Origin of the sequence: Pseudomonas sp. MG-9 (assembly GCF_018729515.1) — a bacterium.
In the GTDB taxonomy this organism is placed as follows: domain Bacteria; phylum Pseudomonadota; class Gammaproteobacteria; order Pseudomonadales; family Pseudomonadaceae; genus Aquipseudomonas; species Aquipseudomonas serboccidentalis.
Map to the genome: position 1 here is coordinate 538,648 of NZ_JAHHZH010000004.1, position 19,152 is coordinate 557,799.

The window sequence follows — 19,152 nt, forward strand, 5'->3', positions numbered from 1 at the left end:
TCTGTGTTGTGTCAGCGGCGGCGCATCAGGCCGATGAAGAACAGGCCGCCAATGGCCGCGGTGGCGACCCCTATGGGCAGGTCCTCGGGGGCAATCATCGTGCGCGCGGCAACATCGACCCACACCAGAAACAGGCTGCCGAGCAGCACGCAGGCCGGTAGCAGGCGGCGATGTTCGGCGCCGACCAGGCGCCGGGCAATGTGCGGCACCATCAGCCCGACAAAACCGATCGAGCCGCTGATCGACACCAGCACGCCGGTCATCAAGGACGCGATCACAAACACCCGCAAACGCACTGCCCGGGCGTTCAAGCCGAGGGTCACGGCGGTCTGCTCGCCGGCCATCAGCGCGTTCAGCGGTCGGGCCATGCCCAGCAGCAAGCCGAGGCCAAGCAGTACGCTCAGGGCCGGCACCGCCAGCAGTTCCCAGCGCGCCAGGCCGAGGCCGCCGAGCATCCAGAACATCACCGCCGAACTGGTTCGGTGGTCGCCCATGAACAGCAGCAGGTTGGCGATCGCCATCATCACGAACGACACCGCCACGCCGCACAGCAGCAAGCGGTCGCTGTCGAGCCGACCTTGGCGATTGGCGATGCCCAGCACCAGAAACATGCTCAGCAGCGCACCGATGAACGCGGCAATCGGCAAGGTCAGCAGGCCGACGATTTCACCGATGTGCAGCACCACGATGACCGCGCCCAAGGTCGCGCCGGAGGTGACGCCCAGCAGGTGTGGATCGGCCAGTGGATTGCGCGTCACCGCTTGCAGCACCGCGCCGATCAATGCCAGGCCGGCACCGACCAATGCGCCGAGCAACATGCGCGGGACGCGGATCAGCCAGACGATGTGTTCCTGCCCGGCGCTCCAACTTACATCGCCGAAGCCGAAGGCCTTGTGCAGCAGAATCCGCCATACGACATCCACCGGCACCCGCGCCGGACCAAAGCCGAGCGACACCACGCATGACATCAGCAACAGGGCGCCGAGGGCGGTCAGCAATAGGGCATAGCGACGGTCGATCATTCGCCGTGGAATCCCTTGGCCAGGGTTTCCACCGCCAGCACGTTATCGATCCCCGGCGTGGCCTGCACGTAAGGGATAACGATGAAACGCTGGTTCTTGATCGCGTCGACTGACTGCAGCGCCGGGTTCTTCAGCAGGAATTCGATCTTCTGCTCGGCGGTGATTTCGCTGTAGTCGACGATCACGATTACCTGCGGATTGCGTTCGACCACGGTCTCCCAGTTGACCCGGGTCCAGCTCGCTTCGACGTCATCGAGAATGTTGCGCCCGCCGGCGGCATCGATCAGCGCCTGCGGCATGCCGAGGCGGCCGGAAGTCATCGCGCGGTCTTCGCCGCTGTCGTAGAGGAACACGCGCGGTTTGTCGGCGGGCAGGTCTTTGCGGATTTCGGCGACCTGCTGCTGCATGTCGGCGATCAGCGCGTTGGCGCGATCCTGCACGTCGAAGATTTTGCCGAGGTTGCGCAGGTCGTTGTAGGTGTCCTCCAGCGTCGCCGCCGGGCGCTTCATCACGAAGGCGCAGGATTCGGTCAGCTCATACACGTTGATGCCCAGCGGTTGCAGGGTCTGCGGGGTGAGATCACCGCCCACGCGCATGCCGTAATCCCAGCCGGCGAAGAAGAAATCGACGTTGGCGTTGAGCAGGGTTTCCACCGACGGATATTTCGCGGCCAGCTCCGGCAAGCCGTCGAGCAGCGACTGCATCTGGGGCGTCACCGACTTCCAGCCACTGACACCGCTGTACCCGGCCATACGCGATTTGAGGCCGAGGGCGAGCATCATTTGGGTCATGTTGATGTCGTGGCTGACCGCGTGTTTCGGCGCCTCGCTGAAGCTCACCTCGCGGTTGCAGCTGTGGATGGTCAGCGGGTATTTCGTGGCTTCGGCCAGGGCTTGAGCACTGCACAACAAAAGAGCGACGCAAAGCAGGGAACGCACAGTCATGGTCGGGTTATCCAGGTGATTCGCGGGTAGCCGTGGAGGGGGTGGGAGTCGATCAGCGCCTCGACGCCGAACACGTCGCGCAGCAGCTCGCGGGTGAGCACCTGTTGCGGCGTGCCGCTGGCGACGATGCGGCCGTGGTTGATCACGTACAGACGGTCACAGAAGGCGGCGGCCAGATTCAGATCGTGGATGCTGGCGAGGGTGCCGATCTGCAGGCGCTTGACCAGTTGCAGCAGTTCGAGCTGATAGCGCGGGTCGAGGTGGTTGGTCGGCTCGTCGAGGATCAACAGTTGCGGTTGCTGAGTCAGGGCGCGGGCGAGGATCACCCGTTGTTTTTCCCCGCCGGAAAGGGTGGCGAACGCGTGGTCTTCGAAGCCGTCGAGGCCGACTGATTTGAGCGCTTGCGTCGCAAGATTTCGATCTTCAACCGTGTCGCCATCGAACAGGCCTTTGTGCGGTGTGCGGCCCATCGCGACAACCTCTTCGACGGTCAGGCCGAAGGCATCAGGGAATTCCTGCAAGACAACGGCGATGCGTTTTGCGCACCAGCGTGAGGATTGTTTCCACACGTTGTGATGATCGAGTCTGACCTCACCGTTTTCCGGTTGGCTGAAGCGATAGGCGCAGCGCAGCAGGCTGGTCTTGCCGCTGCCGTTGGGGCCGATCAAACCGACAAACTCACCGGCGGCCACCTGCAACGAGGCGTCACGCAGCTGGAACTGGTGATGGCAGTGGCCGTGGCCCAGGGGTGTCCAGGCGAGGTTGGTGAGGGTCAGTGAGGTCATCAAATTCTCATGAAGCGATGCTTGCCCCTGTAGGAGCTGCCGCAGGCTGCGATCTCTTTAAAAGCAACAGCAAAAGATCGCAGCCTGCGGCAGCTCCTACAGGGGTTGGGTCAAAAGGTGTAATCCGCCGTGACGAAGAACGATCTCGGCTCGCCGAGGATCCATTGCCGGCCCTCATTGTATTGGCTTTGCGCGTACTGGCGGTCAAACAGATTGTTCAGCTGCAGGCCCAGCGTGGTGTTGCGCAAGGCTTGCCAGGACAGTGTCGCATCGACCACGGTGTAACTCGGCAGTTCATTGCGGTTGGCCATGTCGGCGTAGCGCGCATCGACATAACGCACGCCGGCACCAGCCTTCAGATCATCGCTGAGGTGTTTGTTCAGCCAAAGATTGGCGGTGCGCCGTGGCACGTCCACCGGGCGGTTGCCGTTGTACGACAGGGTTTGCCCGTTGACCACCTCAGAAAAATCATCGTACTTGGCCTTCACAATCGCGGCGTTGGCCTGCAACTGCCAGGCGTGCGGCAATTGCAGATCGAGGCTCGCTTCCAGACCGTTGGACGATTGCTGGCCGACTTGCTGCTTGAGCGTCGGGTTGCCTGGATCGTCCGTCAGCAGCTTCTTCTTGACGATGCGATAGGCCGCCAGGGTGAACTCGCCGCGCTGATCCCAGAACAACTGTTTCATACCGACCTCGGTCTGGCGTGCGGTCGACAGGTCGTATTGTTGCTGGCTCGGGCTCAGGGAAATCAGCCCGCCGATGCCGTCGGTGCTGGTCGCGACCTGCCCGTAAAACGAAGTCTCGGGCGTCAGGGCAAACACCAGTCCGGCCTTCCAGTTGTTGCCGGTCAGGGTCTTGTCGCTCTGACTGTCGTCGATCAGATTGTTGCGATCCACCTGTACGTAGTCGCGGCGCACGCCGGTCACCAGCGACCAGCGCTCGCTCAACTGCGTGCGGTTTTCGGCGAACAGCGACATCTGTTTCGTGGTGCTGTCGAACTGATCGCGGTACGATTGGCGCTTTCGAAATAGCCCGGTTGCGGGTGATACAGGTCCAGCGCCTGGCCGTTCGGCAACACGTCGTTGAATGGCGAGTTGCTGTTGAGCTGGAAGCGGATGCGGTTGTAATCGACGCCGGTCACGGTCTGGCTGTCGAGACCGAACAGCGAGTGCTTGAAGGTGAAGGTCTGGCGGTCGCCGAACTGCTCCTGCTGGTGGCCGATGCCGAAGTAGCCGCTGCGGCTGAGTTGTTGGGTTGCGGTGTCGAAGTTGTAGTTCTCGGCGTTCTGCCAGCGGCGACGGGCCTTGAGGTAGTACAGCTCGTTGCTGGCGCTGACGGCATCGTTGATCTGCCAATCCGTGGTCAGGCGCGTCCACTGATCGTTGTAGTGTTGCTGGTCGTCGCGCACGTTGTAGTTTTTGTTGCGCAGGCTGTCCTGCAACCGGCCGTTGATCAGCGGCGTGCCGAAATAGTTCTGTGGACGCTGGTCGCCAAAATCGTGAGCGAGGGTGAAGGCCAGGTCGTCGGTGGCCTGCCAGCGCAGGGCGACACTGATGAAATCGCTGGACGCGTCGCCGCGATCGATCCAGCCGTTGCTGCGCAGGCGATTGAGATTGAGGCGATAGCTCAGGGTGTCGCTCAGTGAACCACCACTGTCGAGCGCCTGCTGCTGACGGTCATAAGAGCCATAGCCGACGCGCACATGGTTTTCGATTTCACCGCTGAACGGCTTCTTCGCAATCACGTTGACCACCGCACCGGTCGCGCCTTCTCCATACAGCACCGACGCCGGGCCGCGCAGCACGCTGACGCGGTCCGCCGACCAGGTGTCGACCGGGAAAGTCACGGTACCCATGCCGGTGTACATCCGGTTGCCGTCATACAACTGCATCACCGAACTCTGCCCGGTAAAACCGCGTGCCTGCAACGAGGTGCCGCCATCGCCCGGGGTACCGGTGCGGCTGATGCCGGTGCTACGCGACACGGCGTCCTGCACGCTGCGCTCGCCACGGGCGCGAACCTGTTCGCCGCTGAGGCTTTCGACACTGGCCGGGGTTTGCATGGCGCTGAGGTTCAGGCGCGAACCGGCGCTGGTCGGCGTGGTCAGGCTGACGCTAGCGTCGTCGATGGCCGGTGCGCTGATGGTGCCGACGGGCAGCGTCAGCGCCTGGCTGTCGGCATGGGCGTTGTTCAGGCCGAACAGGCAGAGACTGGACAAGAGGTACTTGTTCATCGGGGCGGTGAATCACTTCTTCAAAAGAAAGCCCGCAGCTTTTGGTTGCGGGCAGAACGGCACATTTGCGTTATACAGTAACATTAAAAAATGCCGGAGTTTAAGCCCCGGCAGTTTAAAGATCTGCCTAAAACGCGCATCTCGCCTGCTTCACGATGAAGTTGAGGCAGATTCAGGTTGGCGGCCCAGACGCGACAACAGCAGGCGGTCCAGCAACCAGACCAGCACCAGCGAAGCCCCCACCAGCGGAAAAATCAGCGCCAGCACCAGCATGATCGCCACGCCGGTTTTCCATTTCGGCAGGTCATGGCGCAACGGCGGCACGCCGAACTTGCCCTGCGGTCGACGCTTCCACCAGATCACCACTCCGCTGACGGCGCTGAGCAGAATCATCAGGCAGATCAGCAGCACGACGATCTGGTTGAAGGTGCCGAACATCTTGCCTTCATGCAGCATCACGCCGATTTCCGTGGCCCGCGCCACCGCACCGTATTGCTCGAAGCGCACATCGGCGAGGACCTTGCCGGTGTACTGATCGATATGCAGGGTGGCGTCGTTACGCGGGTCATCGGCGAACACGGCAATGGTGAACACGCCGGTAGCGGTAGTCGGCAAAGTGATGCTGTAGCCTGGCTCGACCTTGCGTTCAGTCGCGATGTTCTGCACGTCTTGCAGGCTGATGGCTGGCGCGGCGGGGCCGTGTTGCATGCCACCGTGGGCCATGTGCTCGGCATGGTCGCCGGACATCGGCATCGGCGTGTTTTCCATCGCCCACGGTACGGTCTGGCGCGCGGCGTTGTTGAGGCTGCCGGCCTCGACGTCGGAGGTCGGCACGTTGTTCCACATGGCGGCCGGGAACACGTTCCACACCTGGGCGTACTGCTTGCCCCAGAACCCGGTCCAGGTCATGCCGCTGAGCAGCATCACCAGCAGCAACGCCGCGCCCCAGAACCCGGTGACGGCGTGCAGGTCACGCCACAACACGCGCCCGCGACTGTTCAGCCGAGGCCACAGAATGCCGGCGGACTGACCCCGCGGCCACCACAGGAATACCCCCGACACCACCAGCACCACGCCCCAACCGGCGGCGAGCTCGATCAGGCGATCACCGACGGTGCCGATCATCAATTCGCCGTGAATGGCGCGGGCGATGGCTTGCAGATTCTGCTTGGCATTCTGCTCGCCGAGGATGTCGCCGTGGTAAGGATCGATGAACACGTTGAGTTCGTGGCCTTCATTCTTGACGACAAATTGTGCGCTGCGTTCGGCGTTGGCCGGCGGCAGGTACTGGGTAATCTGGCCTTGTGGGTAAGCACTCTTGACCCGTTGCAGCAGCTCATCGGCCGGCACTGTGTGATGCGCGGCCGGCACGTTGAGCAGGCTGCTGTACATCAGTGAATCGAGTTGCGGTTTGAACAGGTAAATGATGCCGGTCAGGGCCAGCATCACCATGAAGGGGGCGACGAATAGCCCGGCGTAAAAATGCCAGCGCCAGGCCAGGTTGTAGAAATTCGGTTTGGGCTTTTGCATCACGTGTGCTCCGCTTGGCGAATCATTTTTTTAGATCAAAGGATCGCAGCCTTCGGCAGCTCCTACAGAGGGCGCGCGCTCCCATGTAGGAGCTGGCGCAGCCTGCGATCTTTTGACTTTTTCTTATCAGAAGCTCATATCGACCTTGGTCCAGAGCGTGCGCCCCGGTTCATTGATCGCTTGCGGGTCGTTGGCCGGGTAGCCGAAACCGGCGTTGCCTGCCAGGTTAAGGTGTTCGGCGTAAGCCTTGCCGAACAGGTTGTCGACGCCGGTGCTGACCTTCCAGTTCTTGTTGATCCGGTAGGCGCCGTTGAGCGAGAACACGCCAAAGCCGCCGCTCTTGTCGTAGTCCTTGCCGACCACGTTGCCCTTGTTCTGGTCGATGCGGTTTTGCGCCGCAACCACGCGCCACAGTGCCCCGGCGCTCCAGTTGTCTTCGCTGTAAGTAAGGCCGAAACGCGCATCCAGCGGTGGCATTTGCGGCAGGGCCTTGCCGTCGCTGCTGTTCTTGCCCCAGGCGTAGGCCAGGGTCGCGTCGGCTTTCCAGTTGTCGGTGAGCTTGTACGCAGCGCCAAGTTCGCCGCCCATGATCCGTGCGTCGATGTTTTCCGCGCGCGAAGTGCTCATGCCCATCCTCGTCGGCGTGTAGTCGAACAGGATGTAGTCGCGCACCACGCCGACGTAGCCCGAGGCCCAGGCTTCGAGTTCGGCGGTCTTGTAGTTCACGCCAAAATCGAACTGGGTGGTCTTTTCCGGCTTGATCGAGTCGAACGCATTCAGCGAACCCGCCGGACCGGACTTGGGCGAAAACAGCTCCCAGTAATCCGGGAAGCGCTGCGCGTGGCCGAGGCCGGCGTACAGCGTGGCCGGGCTGTCAGCGAGGTCATGCTCGTAACGCACGAAGCCGCTGGGCAGGGTGTCGGCACGAGTGTCGTCGGCGGTCGGATTCGGCCGGCTCATCATCCCGGAGCCGATGCTCTGCCGATAATCCTTGGCCGAGGCGCGGTCGACCCGGGCGCCGGTGATCAGGCGATCACGGTCGGCGGCGTACCAGGTCATTTCGCTGAACACGCCGTAGTTATGGAAGTCGGCGTCCTTGGTGTACGGCTGATCCTTGTAGGTGTCGATGCCCATGCCGCTGCGCTGGCGATGCTCGTTGGTCTGCGCGTCGAGGCCGGTGATCAACTGGATGTCGGTCCAGCGCCAGGTGGCCTTGATCCGCGCGCCGAGGGTACGGCGGTCGACGTTGGACGCCATGGGCCCGGCCATCATCCCGGTGCCGGACGGCGTGCGCAGGGTGTAGTTGTCCATCACGTGGTCGGCGTAGTTGTAGTAGACCTGCGCTTCGAGTTTCTCCAGCACATCCGTGATGTTGGATTTTTCGAAACGCAGCCCGAGGCTCTCGCGCAGGAACTGCGAACCGTCCATGCCGCGCCCGGCGTAGCGCGCTTCGCCGTCGCCCTTGCCGGCGGTGAGTTCGATCAGGGTGTCGGCATCCGGGGTCCAGCCGAGCGCGATATCACCGTTCCACTTGTCGTAGCGCGACGGCACGTTGTCATGGTTGCCGTCGGGATAGTCGTCGGAATGCGCGGTGTTGCCGATCACCCGCACGTAGCCCAATGGTCCGCCAGCGGCGGCGTCGACCACTTTGTCGAAGCGCCCGTTGGAACCGGCCAGCACGCTGGCATTCACTCGGGTACCGAGTTCGCCGAAGCTTTCCGGTTCACGGTCGAAGAGGATCGTGCCGGCCGATGCGCCCGGGCCCCAGAGCACGGTTTGCGGGCCTTTGATCACCGTGAGTTTGTCGTAAGTCTGCGGCGAGATGTACGAGGTGGGGGCATCCATGCGGCCGGGGCAGGCGCCGAGCAGCATGCTGCCGTTGGTGAGGATATTCAGGCGCGAACCGAACATGCCGCGCAGCACCGGATCGCCGTTGGTGCCGCCGTTGCGCACCAGGGCAAAGCCCGGAATGGTCTTCAGGTAATCGCCGCCGTCGCTGGCCGGCACCGGTTGGCGCGGGTCCTTGGGGTTGGTGACGATGGTCAGCGGCGAGCTTGGGGCGATCGCGGTGATCACCGTCGGGCTGAGTTCTTCGTTGTGCCCGGCGTGGTCATCGGCCAGCACCAGCGGGGACAGCAGAACGCCGCAAAGGACGGCGGTAGCGTGCGAGAAACGAATGCGCGATTCGTTCAAAGCGAAGGACGCCCGAGCGGCGCTCAAACGTGGAACAGCAGAAAACCTGGACATGACAATTTCCATCAAACAGTCGTAAACGACACGGCCGGCAGCCTGGAGCTGTCTTCTTGACCGTGTGCAATCAAAGGTGCGGTGTTTACGCGGCGATGGGCGGGGCGCGGGTGCGGGCGCCGGGGAAGAAGGTTTGCCGGGCATGGCCCAGGCGCGGGGAGGGCGGGGTGAAAGTGTTGACGTGGGCGATGCTGAACGTGGCGAAGCTGCCGCCACCGGTCAGCGCCGGGCAGTTGAACAGCAGGCTGCAATAACCACACTTTTCCCACAGGGCGTGGTGCGAGGATTGCGGCGGACAATGTTCGGCGCTGGGCTGCCCGTCATAACCGCCGTGATCCATGCCCGGCATGGCCATCGACATGTCCATGCGCATCGGCATGGAAGTCGAGGCGTGCTGATCCATCGGCATCGACTGAGAAATCAGCGGGCCGATGAAGATCATCAACATGGCGAACAGGGCGATCCAGCTACCGCGGGTCAGAGCCTGGCTCTGGCGATGCTTGTTGGACGCCCCGGCGCGTTGCAGGCGCACGGGCGTGGTCAGCCGGATCGATTACTGGGCGTGATCGTGCTCGGGCATCGCTTGCGGTGGTTTCTTCTGCACGGCGACTTCGACGGTGACGTTGCCGGCCTTCTCGAAGTGCAGGGTCAGCGGGAAGCGCTTGCCGTCGCTGAGCAGGCTGCGGTCTTTCGGGTTGAGCAGCATCACGTGATAAGCCATCGGCGCGAACGTCACCTTGCCGCCGGCCGGGATCAGCACATTGGGCACCTGCTGCATTTTCATCAGATCGCCCTGCATCACATGCTCGTGCAGTTGCGCTTGGTCAGTGATTGGCGAATCGACGCTGAGCAGACGGTCGTCGGTCTTGCCGGGATTGCTGATCACGAAGTAGGCGGCGACGGTCGGCGCGTTCGGCGGCAGCTCCTGCGACCACGGGTGAGCGATTTCCAGCTCGCCGGCCTTGTATTCGTGGGCATGGGCGAAGCACGCCGGCAGCAACAGCGCAGCGATGACGATGAGTTTGTTCAACATGGCAGATCTCCAGAACGATTTGATACGCAGGTCAATTGCGAGAACAAATCAAACCAGAGGCGAGGCGCGGGGATTGAGGCACGGCCATTGCTGGCGCGGTGTCGGTGTTTGCAACGAGGGTGGCGCCACGCTGCGATTGCTTTCGTAGCGGGCGAAATACAGCTGCGGCGCATGGCCCGGCAACGCCACCAGCGGTGCCGAACCCGAGCAGCACCAGCAATGCTGCATATTGGAATGGGTGTCGTTGGACGGGGCTTTCTGCTCCGGGGTGCCGATGTTGATCGCCACCATCTTCGTCCCGCTGCCGGTGCAGAAACTGCTCCACAGCAATTGTTCGGCCGGTGAATTGGCCGCCTGCGCCATCGCCCCGGTCATCGGCATGGCGAGCATGTTGAACAGCACTGCAAAGCAGGCGATCCAGGCAAATGCGAGCCGGTGTCGGTTCATGGGACAGATCCGTTGGGTGGGCGATCAGGCGCGGCTATTTAGCCTGATCAGGGCCGATAAGTAAAAAGACGTCATGCGGTTTGGTGTCGCAGATCAATAGCAAAGCAGTGTAGCGGTAGAAATTCGCAGTGCCAGAGCCGACCGCCGATCCTGTGGGAGCTGTCGAGTGAAACGAGGCTGCGATCTTTTGATGTTTAACAGCAAGATCAAAGTCGTCCGATCGCGGCCGGTGCCTTCGGCAGCGCCTACAAGGTTTTCAGTGCTAGGAGAGTTTCATTCGTCGTCAGAAACTCCCGATCAACCCCCGGCAACTCCGGCCGCTTCAACACCATCACCGGTACCCCCAACTCTCGCGCCACCTCCAGCTTCGGCTCGGTTGCAGTGCTGCCGCTGTTTTTGCTGATCAGCACATCGATCTGCCGTCGTGCGAACAGCGCACGCTCATCTTCAAGCAGAAACGGCCCACGGGCGCCGATGACTTCGCAGCGTTCGTTGCCGGGGTAGACGTCGAGGGCGCGCAGGGTCCAGAACTGCTCGGCGGGGATTTCGTCGAGGTGCTGCAGCGGTTCGCGGCCGAGGGTGAACAGCGGGCGGCGGAACGGTTTTAGCGCGCGGATCAGTTCGGGCCAGTCGCTGACTTCACGCCAGTCGTCGCCCGGTTGCGGCTGCCACGCGGGGCGGCGCAGGGCCCAGCAGGGGATGCCGGTGAGTTGCGCGGCACTGGCGGCGTTGTGGCTGATTTGTGCGGCGTAGGGGTGGGTCGCGTCGAGCAGCAGGTCGATGCCTTCATCACGAATGAACTGCGCCAGTCCTTCAGCGCCACCGTAACCACCGACGCGCACCTGACAGGTCAGATCGGTCGGCACCCGGCCAACACCGGCGAGGCTGTAAATGTGTTCTGGCCCCAACGTGCGGGCGATGGCCAGCGCTTCAGTGACGCCGCCGAGCAACAGAATCCGCTTCATGCAAAACCTCCGGCGTGGCCGACGATGCCGCCCTGACGATCAATCGCAAACACCTCGACCTGCACCTGTGTCGGCACCACGCTGCGGGCGAAATTCAGCGCATGGCGACAGACTTCATCACCCAGGGCGATGCCCGCCGCAGTGGCCATCGCCAAGGCTTGCTGACTGGTGTTGGCCGCACGAATGCTTTGCTGCAAGACCTCATCGGCGCCAATCGCCGCCGCCCATTCGGCCAGTTGCGGCAAGTCGATGCTCGAATGCCGCGAGTGCAGGTCCATGTGCCCGGCCGCCAGTTTACTGATCTTGCCAAAACCGCCGCACAGGCTGAGTTTATCCACAGGTACTTTGCGCAGATGCTTGAGCACCGCGCCGACAAAGTCGCCCATCTCGATCAGGGCGATTTCCGGCAGGTCGTAGACCCGGCGCATGGTGTCTTCGCTGGCGTTGCCGGTGCAGGCGGCGATGTGCAGGTAGCCGTTGGTCTTGGCGACATCGATGCCCTGATGGATCGAGGCGATGTACGCCGCGCAGGAGAATGGCCGAACAATGCCGCTGGTGCCGAGAATCGACAGGCCACCGAGAATGCCCAGACGCGGATTCATGGTTTTCAGCGCCAGCGCTTCGCCGCCCTCGACGTTGACCGTGACTTCGAAACCGCCGGTATATCCGCTCTCGGCGGCAAGCAGGCTCAGGTGATCGCTGATCATTTTGCGCGGCACCGGGTTGATCGCCGGCTCGCCGACGCCGAGCACCAGCCCTGGCCGGGTCACGGTGCCGACGCCAGTGCCCGCGATAAAGCGAATCCCCGGCCCGGTCATCAGCCGCACTTGCGAATAGAGCAGCGCACCGTGGGTTACGTCGGGGTCGTCACCGGCGTCCTTGATCGTCCCGGCTTCGGCGCCGCCCTCGATCAACCGGCAGAACTCCAGGCGCATCTGCACCTGTTTGCCCTTGGGCAGGACGATCTGCACGGCGTCCGCCGAAACGCCACCGAGCAGCAGGCGTGCGGCAGCGAGGCTGGTGGCGGTGGCGCAGCTGCCGGTGGTCAGGCCGCTGCGCAGGGGCGCGGGATGTTCGGCGGTTTCGTCACGCATCGAGGGGTTTGACCAGATCGAGCAAGGTGATGGGCAGCGCCTGGCGCCAGGTGTCGAATTCGCCCAGCGGCTGCGCCTGGGCGACATGGATGCGGGTCAGTTCACCGCCATGGCGTTCGCGCCAGTTCATCAGGGCCAGTTCACTTTGCAGGGTCACGGCGTTGGCAACCAGCCGGCCACCGGGTTTGAGCTGTTCCCAGCAGGTTTCAAACACACCCTCACGGGTCACGCCGCCGCCGATGAAGATCGCGTCCGGACGCTCCAGCCCTGCGAGTGCCTGCGGTGCGCGACCGCACACCAGTTGCAGGCCGGGCACTCCCAACGCGTCGCGGTTGTGTTCGATCAATTGCTGGCGACCCTCATCCGCTTCGATTGCCAGCGCCCGGCAACTCGGATGCGCGCGCATCCATTCGATGCCGATCGAGCCACAACCAGCGCCCACATCCCACAGCAGCTCGCCGGGCGTCGGCGCGAGGCGGGCGAGGGTGATCGCGCGCACGTCGCGTTTGGTCAGTTGGCCGTCGTGGCGGAAGGCCGAGTCAGGCAGGCCCGCGAGGCGCGACAGGCGCGGAGCATCGGCATCGGCGAGGCATTCGAGGGCGATCACATTCAGGTCGGCAATCGCCGGGGCGTTCCAGTCATTGGCGATGCCGTCGATGCGCCGTTCGGCATCGCCGCCCAGATGCTCCAGAACGCTGATGCGACTGCCGCCGAAACCGCGCTCGCGCAATAACCCCGCGACTGCTGCCGGACTCTGTCCGTCATTGCTCAGCAGCAACAGGCGCACACCGCTGAACAACTGCGCATTCAGCGCGGCCAGCGGCCGGGCCACCAGCGACAGCGTCACGACGTCCTGCAACGGCCAGCCGAGGCGCGCTGCCGCCAGCGCGCAGGAGGACGGCGCGGGCAGGATCAGCATCTCGTCGCTCGGCACCTGCCGCGCCAGGCTTGCGCCGACGCCATAGAACATTGGATCACCGCTGGCCAGCACGCAGACGGCTGTGCCGCGCTGCTCCAGCACCGGGGCGAGGGAAAACGGGCTTGGCCATAACTGCCGTTCGCCGCGAATGCACACCGGCAGCAAGTCCAGTTGACGTTGCCCGCCGACGATCCGCGAGGCGCTCAGCAGGGCGCGCCGGGCATTTTTGCCCAGGCCCTTGAAGCCGTCTTCACCGATTCCCACAACCGTCAGCCAGGGTGTCATGCCGTTCCTTAAATCCAGGAGTGATCTCAAGGGCGGCATGATAACGCGGCTGTCGGCATCTGACGCGGGTCTGTCGTCGAGGCGTGTTGTCCGGGAAGCGGACACTTAATGTCGAGCAAAAATACTTTTTTGAATAAGTGATTTTGCTAGTTTGGGGCGGATTCAAATCTGATGTTTAAAACATCACTCATTCTTTTAGTTAATTAAATGCCAGGATGGCAGGAAGTGATATGGATACCAGCGTTAGTACACGTTTGACTCAGCATGATGCGGTGGCCGTGAACAATATGTTGTTCACCGGTCTGGCAGGTCGGGCAGAGGCCGACAACGCCTTTGTGAAGAATTGCATTTGTCTCGCTCAACTCAAGGCAGACAGTGCCTTCGATAGCAACACTCGGCCGGCAGAGTGGTTCGATTATTTCGCCGGAATCCTCTGGTCATTTGGCTGGAGTCTCGATGAGCCGCCACGGGTGTTGGTGCAGCCGGATTTTTCCGGGAGTGTGCAGGAGGCCTGGCGGCGCTTGGCCGCACCCTTATTGACGCGCACACAACTGACGCAGGTTGAGGCAGGGCTTCGCGCGCTGGAGAGCGATGCGGTGCTTTTGCAACAGTTCTCGGGCCTGGGTGGCAAGACTTTCAAGTCGCACATTTTGCCAGTCAGTCAGGACGCCAGCGGCGACTGGGTGGTGGTTCTCAGCCACATCCGGTTCATCAAGTTGGTGCTGAACACGAACTATCTTTTCTGGCAGGTTCATCAGCCGATGTCGCAACTGGATATCCGCGCCAGAAAAATACTGATCAGGCGCCGGGCCATGGACGCCAATCGTGCAGGCGTGGAGCAAGCCATTCGTGAGGTGGCGTTCAAGTTCGAGGAATACGAACTCTAAAGCGACGGTATTTGTGGCCAGGGCGGGTTTTCCGACCGGCAGGCATTTTCATGCGCTCGGGCAAAGCAGGCATAATGGCGACCTTTCGCCTACCACAGCGCTGTCTGCCAGCCGGTCATCCCTTGAACGAACGCCCGATGTCCACCGCTCTACGCCCCTCGGCTTGTCCGGGGTTGCTGCGTATCGTCCAGGCACTGGATGGCGGTATCTGCCGGATCAAGCTCAATGGCGGTTCGATCAGCGCCGACCAGGCGGATGCGGTGGCTGATGCCGCCGAGCGCTTCGCCAGTGGCGCGATCGAGGCGACCAACCGCGCGAACCTGCAGATTCGCGGCATCGGTGAGCAGTCTGCCGCGTTGATCGACAGTCTGCTGGCCGCCGGTCTCGGGCCGCGCACGGCGGCCGGCGACGATGTGCGTAACCTGATGCTCAGCCCCAGTGCGGGGATCGACCGGCAGATGCAGTTCGACACCCGGCCCTTGGCGGAGCAGATACTCGCGACGCTGCAAGGCCATCCGCGTTTCCATGAGTTGAGCGCCAAGTTCGCCGTGCAACTGGATGGCGGTGAAGCGTTGGCGATGCTCGAACACCCCCATGACCTGTGGCTTTCGGCGTTCCAGCGGGACGGTGAAACACACCTGGCTTTCGGTCTGGCCGGATGTCCGACCGATCCTGCGGTCGGCGCGGTGACGCTGGAAAACGGCCATGCCCTGGTCGTTGCTGTGCTGGAACTGTTTCTCGACCTGGCCCGCCCGGAGCAGACGCGGATGCGCCATCTGCTCGATGAGCTGCCAATGCTGGCCTTTCTCGAGCCATTGCGCGAACGCGTGACGATCAACGCTGCCGTTGACTGGCAGCGCCCTGCGGCAGCGGATAATCTGCGCCTTGGTATTCACCGGCAAAACACCGGTGACTTTGTCTATGTCGGCGCGGTGCCGGCGCTCGGTCGTCTTGACCCGGCCATGCTGCGCGGCGCGGCTCGACTGGCCCGCGAATTCGGCGATGGCAGTCTGCGCTTCACCCCGTGGCAAAGCCTGTTGCTGCCCAACGTCAAGCACACCGACGCGGCGCTCGTGCTGAGCCAGCTGGCGCAATTGCAATGGCTGACTGATGACGGCGAGCCGCTGTCCCGGCTGATCGCCTGCACCGGTTCCAATGGCTGCGGCAAAGGTCTGGCCGACACCAAGCAGGATGCGCGGGCGTTGGCGACGTTGTTGGCGACGGCGCAGGACGTGCATCTGTCCGGTTGCCCACGCTCCTGCGCGGCGGCGCACCGCGCGCCAGCCACATTGCTGGCCGTCAGCCCCGGCCGTTACGACCTCTATTTTCGCGATGCAACGCAGCCGGGTTTTGGCGCGCTGCACGCACGCAACCTTACTATTGAAGCGGCCGCGACCCTGCTCGACGCCCGCTCACGGAGCCCCCTTGATGCTTGATTACATCCGCGACGGTCAGGAGATCTATCGCAACTCCTTCGCGATCATTCGCAGCGAGGCCAATCTGGCGCGCATCCCGGCCGATCTGGAAAAACTCGCAGTGCGGGTGATCCACGCCTGCGGCATGGTCGAGGCCGTTGATGGTCTGCAGTTCTGCGAAGGCGCGGGCAAGGCCGGGCGCGATGCGCTGGCGGCCGGCGCGCCGATCCTGTGCGATGCGCGGATGGTCTCCGAAGGCGTGACCCGTGCCCGCCTGCCGGCCAACAATCAGGTGATCTGCACCCTGCGCGACGACAGCGTGCCGGCGCTGGCCCGTGAGCTGGGCAACACCCGTTCCGCCGCTGCGCTGGAGTTGTGGCGTCCGCACCTGGAAGGCAGTGTGGTGGTGATTGGCAATGCGCCGACCGCGCTGTTCTATCTGCTGGAAATGCTCGACGCCGGTGCACCGAAACCGGCGCTGATCCTTGGCTTCCCGGTGGGCTTCGTCGGCGCTGCCGAGTCGAAAGCAGCGCTGGCGGCTGACAGTCGCGGCGTCCCGTTCGTGATCATGCAAGGTCGGCTCGGCGGCAGCGCCATGGCCGCCGCTGCAGTGAATGCCCTCGCCACGGAGATCGAATGATGCAAGCCAAAGGACGTTTGATCGGTCTGGGCGTCGGCCCGGGTGATCCGGAACTGATTACCGTGAAGGCCCTGCGCCTGCTACGCGAATCCCCGGTGGTGGCGTACTTCGTCGCCAAGGGCAAGAAGGGCAACGCGTTTGGCATCATCGAGGCGCACCTGCAAGACGCACAGAATCTGCTGCCGCTGGTGTACCCGGTCACGACTGAAGTGTTGCCGGCGCCGCTGTCGTACGAGCAAGTGATCAGCGATTTCTACGATGAAGCCGCCGAAACGGTGGCCGCGCATCTGGACGCCGGCCGCGACGTGGCGGTGATCTGCGAAGGTGATCCGTTCTTCTACGGCTCCTACATGTATCTGCATGACCGGCTGTCCACCCGCTACGAAGCCGAAGTGGTACCGGGCGTGTGCTCGATGCTCGGCGGTGCGTCGGTGCTGGGTGCGCCGCTGGTGTATCGCAACCAGAGCCTGTCGGTGCTGTCCGGCGTGCTGCCGCATGATGATCTGAAGCGCCGCCTGGCCGATGCCGACGCGGCGGTGATCATGAAGCTGGGGCGCAACTTCCCGAAAGTCCGCCAGGTGCTCGAAGAACTCGGGCTGGCCGAGCGTGCGCTGTATGTCGAGCGCGCGACCATGGCCAACCAGAAGATCGTGCCGCTGGATCAGGTCGAGCCAATGTCCTCGCCGTACTTCTCGTTGATCATCGTTCCCGGTGAAAGGTGGCAAGGCTGATGGCCCATTCCGCTCCGGCGATTGTCATTCTCGGCAATGGCAGCCTCGCGACCGCACGCAAGATTCAGCAGGTGTATCCGGGCGCGCTGATCCATGGATTGGCCGAACGGGTCGAAGGCGCGGACCGTGTTTATCACGAGTTCGGCGCGACCCTGCGCGAACTTTATCAACAGGACACGCCGATCATCGCGCTGTGCGCCGCCGGGATTGTGATCCGCACCCTGGCGCCGTTGCTGCTGGAAAAAGGTGCCGAGCCACCGGTGCTGGCCGTGGCCGAAGACGGCAGCGCCGTGGTGCCACTGCTCGGCGGTCTCGGCGGAGTGAATGTCATGGCCCGTGAAATTGCCGCTGGCCTCGACGTCGCGGCGGCGATCACCACCAGCGGTGAATTGCGTTTCGGCACCTGTCTGCTCAATCCACCCAGCGGCTATGCCTTGGGTGATCTGGAGCTGGGCAAGCGCTTCGTTTCGGACTTGCTGGCCGGCGAACATGTGCGCATCGAAGGCGCTGCACCTTGGTTGGCGCAAGCACAGTTGCCGCAAGATCCTCAGGCGCATTTGTCGATCCATGTCGGCAGCGCCGAACGGACGCCGGCCGCCAATGAATTATTGATCTACCCGCGCAGTGTCTTGCTGGCGGTCAGTGCCAGTGTGGCGGATTTGCCCCAGGCGATACGCGCGGCGTTGCGTCAGGCGCGAGTCGCCGTTCAATCGCTGGCGTGCTTGCTGGCGCCAGCCACGGAGATGGCCAACCCGACGTTGCGCGAAGCGGCGCTTGAACTGAGTGTTCCGTTGCGTTTTGCCTCCTCCGCCGGCGATGCCAGCGAACTGGCTCGCGCGGCTGTTCCCGGTGCGACGATTATCCCGATCGACGCGAACCTGGCGCTGGCAATCGCCGAACAGCCCCTGGACGTTACGCAAATCGGCCGCCCTCGCGGTCGGCTGGCGGTGATCGGCCTGGGCCCGGGTGCTGCCGAATTGATGGTGCCTGCGGTGAAGGCCGAACTGGCCAAAGCCACGGATGTGCTTGGCTATGAAACCTATGTACGCATGGCCGGCCCGTTTCGACCGGATCAAGTGCTGCATTGCACCGACAACCGCGAGGAGATGCAGCGTGCCCGTCACGCTTTCGAACTGGCGGCCCAAGGGCGTTCGGTGATTGTGGTTTCGTCCGGTGACCCCGGCGTGTTCGCCATGGCCGCTGCCGTGCTGGAAGCCTTGCACGAGTCGAGTGAGCCGGCCTGGCACAGCGTCGATCTGGAGATTCTGCCGGGGGTTTCTGCTTCGCTGGCGACCGCCGCGCAGGCCGGTGCACCGCTGGGGCATGACTTCTGCGTGATGTCGCTGTCGGACAACCTCAAGCCGTGGTCGATCATCGAGAAGCGTCTGGACCTGGCCGCCGCAGCCGATCTGGCGCTGGCTTTCTATAACCCGATATCCCGTTCTCGGCCGTGGCAGTTAGGCCGTGCTCTGGAAATCGTCGCACAACATCGCACGCCTGAAACCCCAGTGGTTCTGGGCCGTGACATCGGCCGGCCCGGCCAGACGCTGCGGGTCACCACACTGGGTGCGCTCACGCCGGAGCAGGTGGACATGCGCACCATGGTGCTGATCGGCTCGTCCACCACCTGCGTTTTCCCTCGCGCCGAAGGTGGCGACTGGGTCTACACACCGCGCTGGTATGGCAACAAACCCCTCTGCTGAACCCTGGCGGCCCGTTCGGGCCGCCTTCATCACCTGAATCCCGCTTTTTTCCCGATTGTTACGGCATTTGTGCGTGTAAGCCTGTTCGGTCATTCGAGTGGGATCGGGTTGTCTGTCCAGGCAGAACTTTAATCCTGCGCTGTAGGACGTTTGACTTATATGTCAGTGTTTTTCAAGTGTGACAACTCATAACTTAAGACGGCTGTTACAAGGTCCGGCTATGACGAGCTTTTTCAGGGCTTTAATGTGTATGTCATTAGTCAGCGAGGCTG

General features: G+C 63.0%; 16 protein-coding genes and 1 pseudogene. 5 read left to right on the forward strand and 12 right to left on the reverse strand.

The features are described 5' to 3' along the window. Positions 1 to 11: 11 nt before the first annotated feature. The 12 genes and pseudogenes from KKQ10_RS13300 to cbiE form a co-directional block, all read right to left on the reverse strand. On the reverse strand, positions 12 to 1,022 hold the full coding sequence (locus KKQ10_RS13300) for a FecCD family ABC transporter permease (RefSeq protein WP_215501348.1): 1,011 nt from the start codon (positions 1,020 to 1,022) through the stop codon (positions 12 to 14). Further along, positions 1,019 to 1,966, reverse strand: coding sequence for an ABC transporter substrate-binding protein (locus KKQ10_RS13305; protein ID WP_215501349.1), 948 nt, complete (start codon positions 1,964 to 1,966; stop codon positions 1,019 to 1,021). The genes KKQ10_RS13300 and KKQ10_RS13305 overlap by 4 nt, the downstream gene beginning before the upstream one ends. Continuing rightward, positions 1,963 to 2,751: an ABC transporter ATP-binding protein gene (locus KKQ10_RS13310; protein WP_215501350.1), complete on the reverse strand. Its 789-nt coding sequence runs from the start codon at positions 2,749 to 2,751 to the stop codon at positions 1,963 to 1,965. The genes KKQ10_RS13305 and KKQ10_RS13310 overlap by 4 nt, the downstream gene beginning before the upstream one ends. A 110-nt stretch (positions 2,752 to 2,861) precedes the next feature. Beyond that, positions 2,862 to 4,984, reverse strand: a pseudogene (locus KKQ10_RS13315) (TonB-dependent receptor). 150 nt (positions 4,985 to 5,134) lie between these two features. Further along, the gene (locus KKQ10_RS13320) at positions 5,135 to 6,514 is read right to left on the reverse strand and encodes a PepSY-associated TM helix domain-containing protein (RefSeq protein WP_215501351.1); all 1,380 of its coding nucleotides are present in this window, start codon (positions 6,512 to 6,514) and stop codon (positions 5,135 to 5,137) included. A gap of 126 nt (positions 6,515 to 6,640) precedes the next feature. Next, entirely contained in the window at positions 6,641 to 8,761 is a 2,121-nt protein-coding gene (locus KKQ10_RS13325) for a TonB-dependent copper receptor (protein ID WP_215501352.1), read from the reverse strand. An 85-nt stretch (positions 8,762 to 8,846) separates the two neighbouring features. Then, on the reverse strand, positions 8,847 to 9,293 hold the full coding sequence (locus tag KKQ10_RS13330) for a DUF2946 domain-containing protein (RefSeq protein WP_215501353.1): 447 nt from the start codon (positions 9,291 to 9,293) through the stop codon (positions 8,847 to 8,849). A 21-nt stretch (positions 9,294 to 9,314) separates the two neighbouring features. Next, positions 9,315 to 9,794, reverse strand: a complete 480-nt coding sequence (locus KKQ10_RS13335; protein ID WP_127649083.1) for a copper chaperone PCu(A)C — start codon at positions 9,792 to 9,794, stop codon at positions 9,315 to 9,317. A gap of 48 nt (positions 9,795 to 9,842) precedes the next feature. Further along, positions 9,843 to 10,241, reverse strand: coding sequence for a DUF2946 domain-containing protein (locus tag KKQ10_RS13340; RefSeq protein ID WP_215501354.1), 399 nt, complete (start codon positions 10,239 to 10,241; stop codon positions 9,843 to 9,845). A gap of 245 nt (positions 10,242 to 10,486) precedes the next feature. Next, entirely contained in the window at positions 10,487 to 11,206 is a 720-nt protein-coding gene (locus KKQ10_RS13345; protein WP_215501355.1) for a cobalt-precorrin-6A reductase, read from the reverse strand. Next, a complete protein-coding gene (locus KKQ10_RS13350; protein ID WP_215501356.1) occupies positions 11,203 to 12,300 on the reverse strand; it encodes a cobalt-precorrin-5B (C(1))-methyltransferase in 1,098 nt (365 codons plus the stop codon). Before KKQ10_RS13350 ends, KKQ10_RS13345 begins: the two co-directional genes overlap by 4 nt. Then, the gene (gene cbiE, locus KKQ10_RS13355) at positions 12,293 to 13,504 is read right to left on the reverse strand and encodes a precorrin-6y C5,15-methyltransferase (decarboxylating) subunit CbiE (RefSeq protein WP_215501357.1); all 1,212 of its coding nucleotides are present in this window, start codon (positions 13,502 to 13,504) and stop codon (positions 12,293 to 12,295) included. The genes KKQ10_RS13350 and cbiE overlap by 8 nt, the downstream gene beginning before the upstream one ends. Positions 13,505 to 13,734: 230 nt before the next feature. On the opposite strand from cbiE, the gene KKQ10_RS13360 reads away from it, so the two are divergent. The 5 genes from KKQ10_RS13360 to cobJ all read left to right on the forward strand — a co-directional run bounded on the left by KKQ10_RS13360 (position 13,735) and on the right by cobJ (position 18,880). Beyond that, positions 13,735 to 14,391 carry a hypothetical protein gene (locus tag KKQ10_RS13360; protein WP_215501358.1) on the forward strand — a complete coding sequence of 219 codons (657 nt, stop codon included), beginning with the start codon at positions 13,735 to 13,737 and terminating at the stop codon, positions 14,389 to 14,391. Between the two features lie 137 nt (positions 14,392 to 14,528). After that, the gene (cobG, locus tag KKQ10_RS13365) at positions 14,529 to 15,827 is read left to right on the forward strand and encodes a precorrin-3B synthase (protein WP_252191588.1); all 1,299 of its coding nucleotides are present in this window, start codon (positions 14,529 to 14,531) and stop codon (positions 15,825 to 15,827) included. Continuing rightward, complete coding sequence (locus KKQ10_RS13370; RefSeq protein ID WP_127649096.1) at positions 15,820 to 16,446, forward strand: precorrin-8X methylmutase; 627 nt, start codon at positions 15,820 to 15,822, stop codon at positions 16,444 to 16,446. Before cobG ends, KKQ10_RS13370 begins: the two co-directional genes overlap by 8 nt. Then, the gene (locus KKQ10_RS13375) at positions 16,443 to 17,177 is read left to right on the forward strand and encodes a precorrin-2 C(20)-methyltransferase (RefSeq protein WP_115675182.1); all 735 of its coding nucleotides are present in this window, start codon (positions 16,443 to 16,445) and stop codon (positions 17,175 to 17,177) included. Before KKQ10_RS13370 ends, KKQ10_RS13375 begins: the two co-directional genes overlap by 4 nt. Then, the gene (cobJ, locus tag KKQ10_RS13380) at positions 17,177 to 18,880 is read left to right on the forward strand and encodes a precorrin-3B C(17)-methyltransferase (RefSeq protein WP_127649099.1); all 1,704 of its coding nucleotides are present in this window, start codon (positions 17,177 to 17,179) and stop codon (positions 18,878 to 18,880) included. The genes KKQ10_RS13375 and cobJ overlap by 1 nt, the downstream gene beginning before the upstream one ends. Positions 18,881 to 19,152 lie beyond the last annotated feature (272 nt).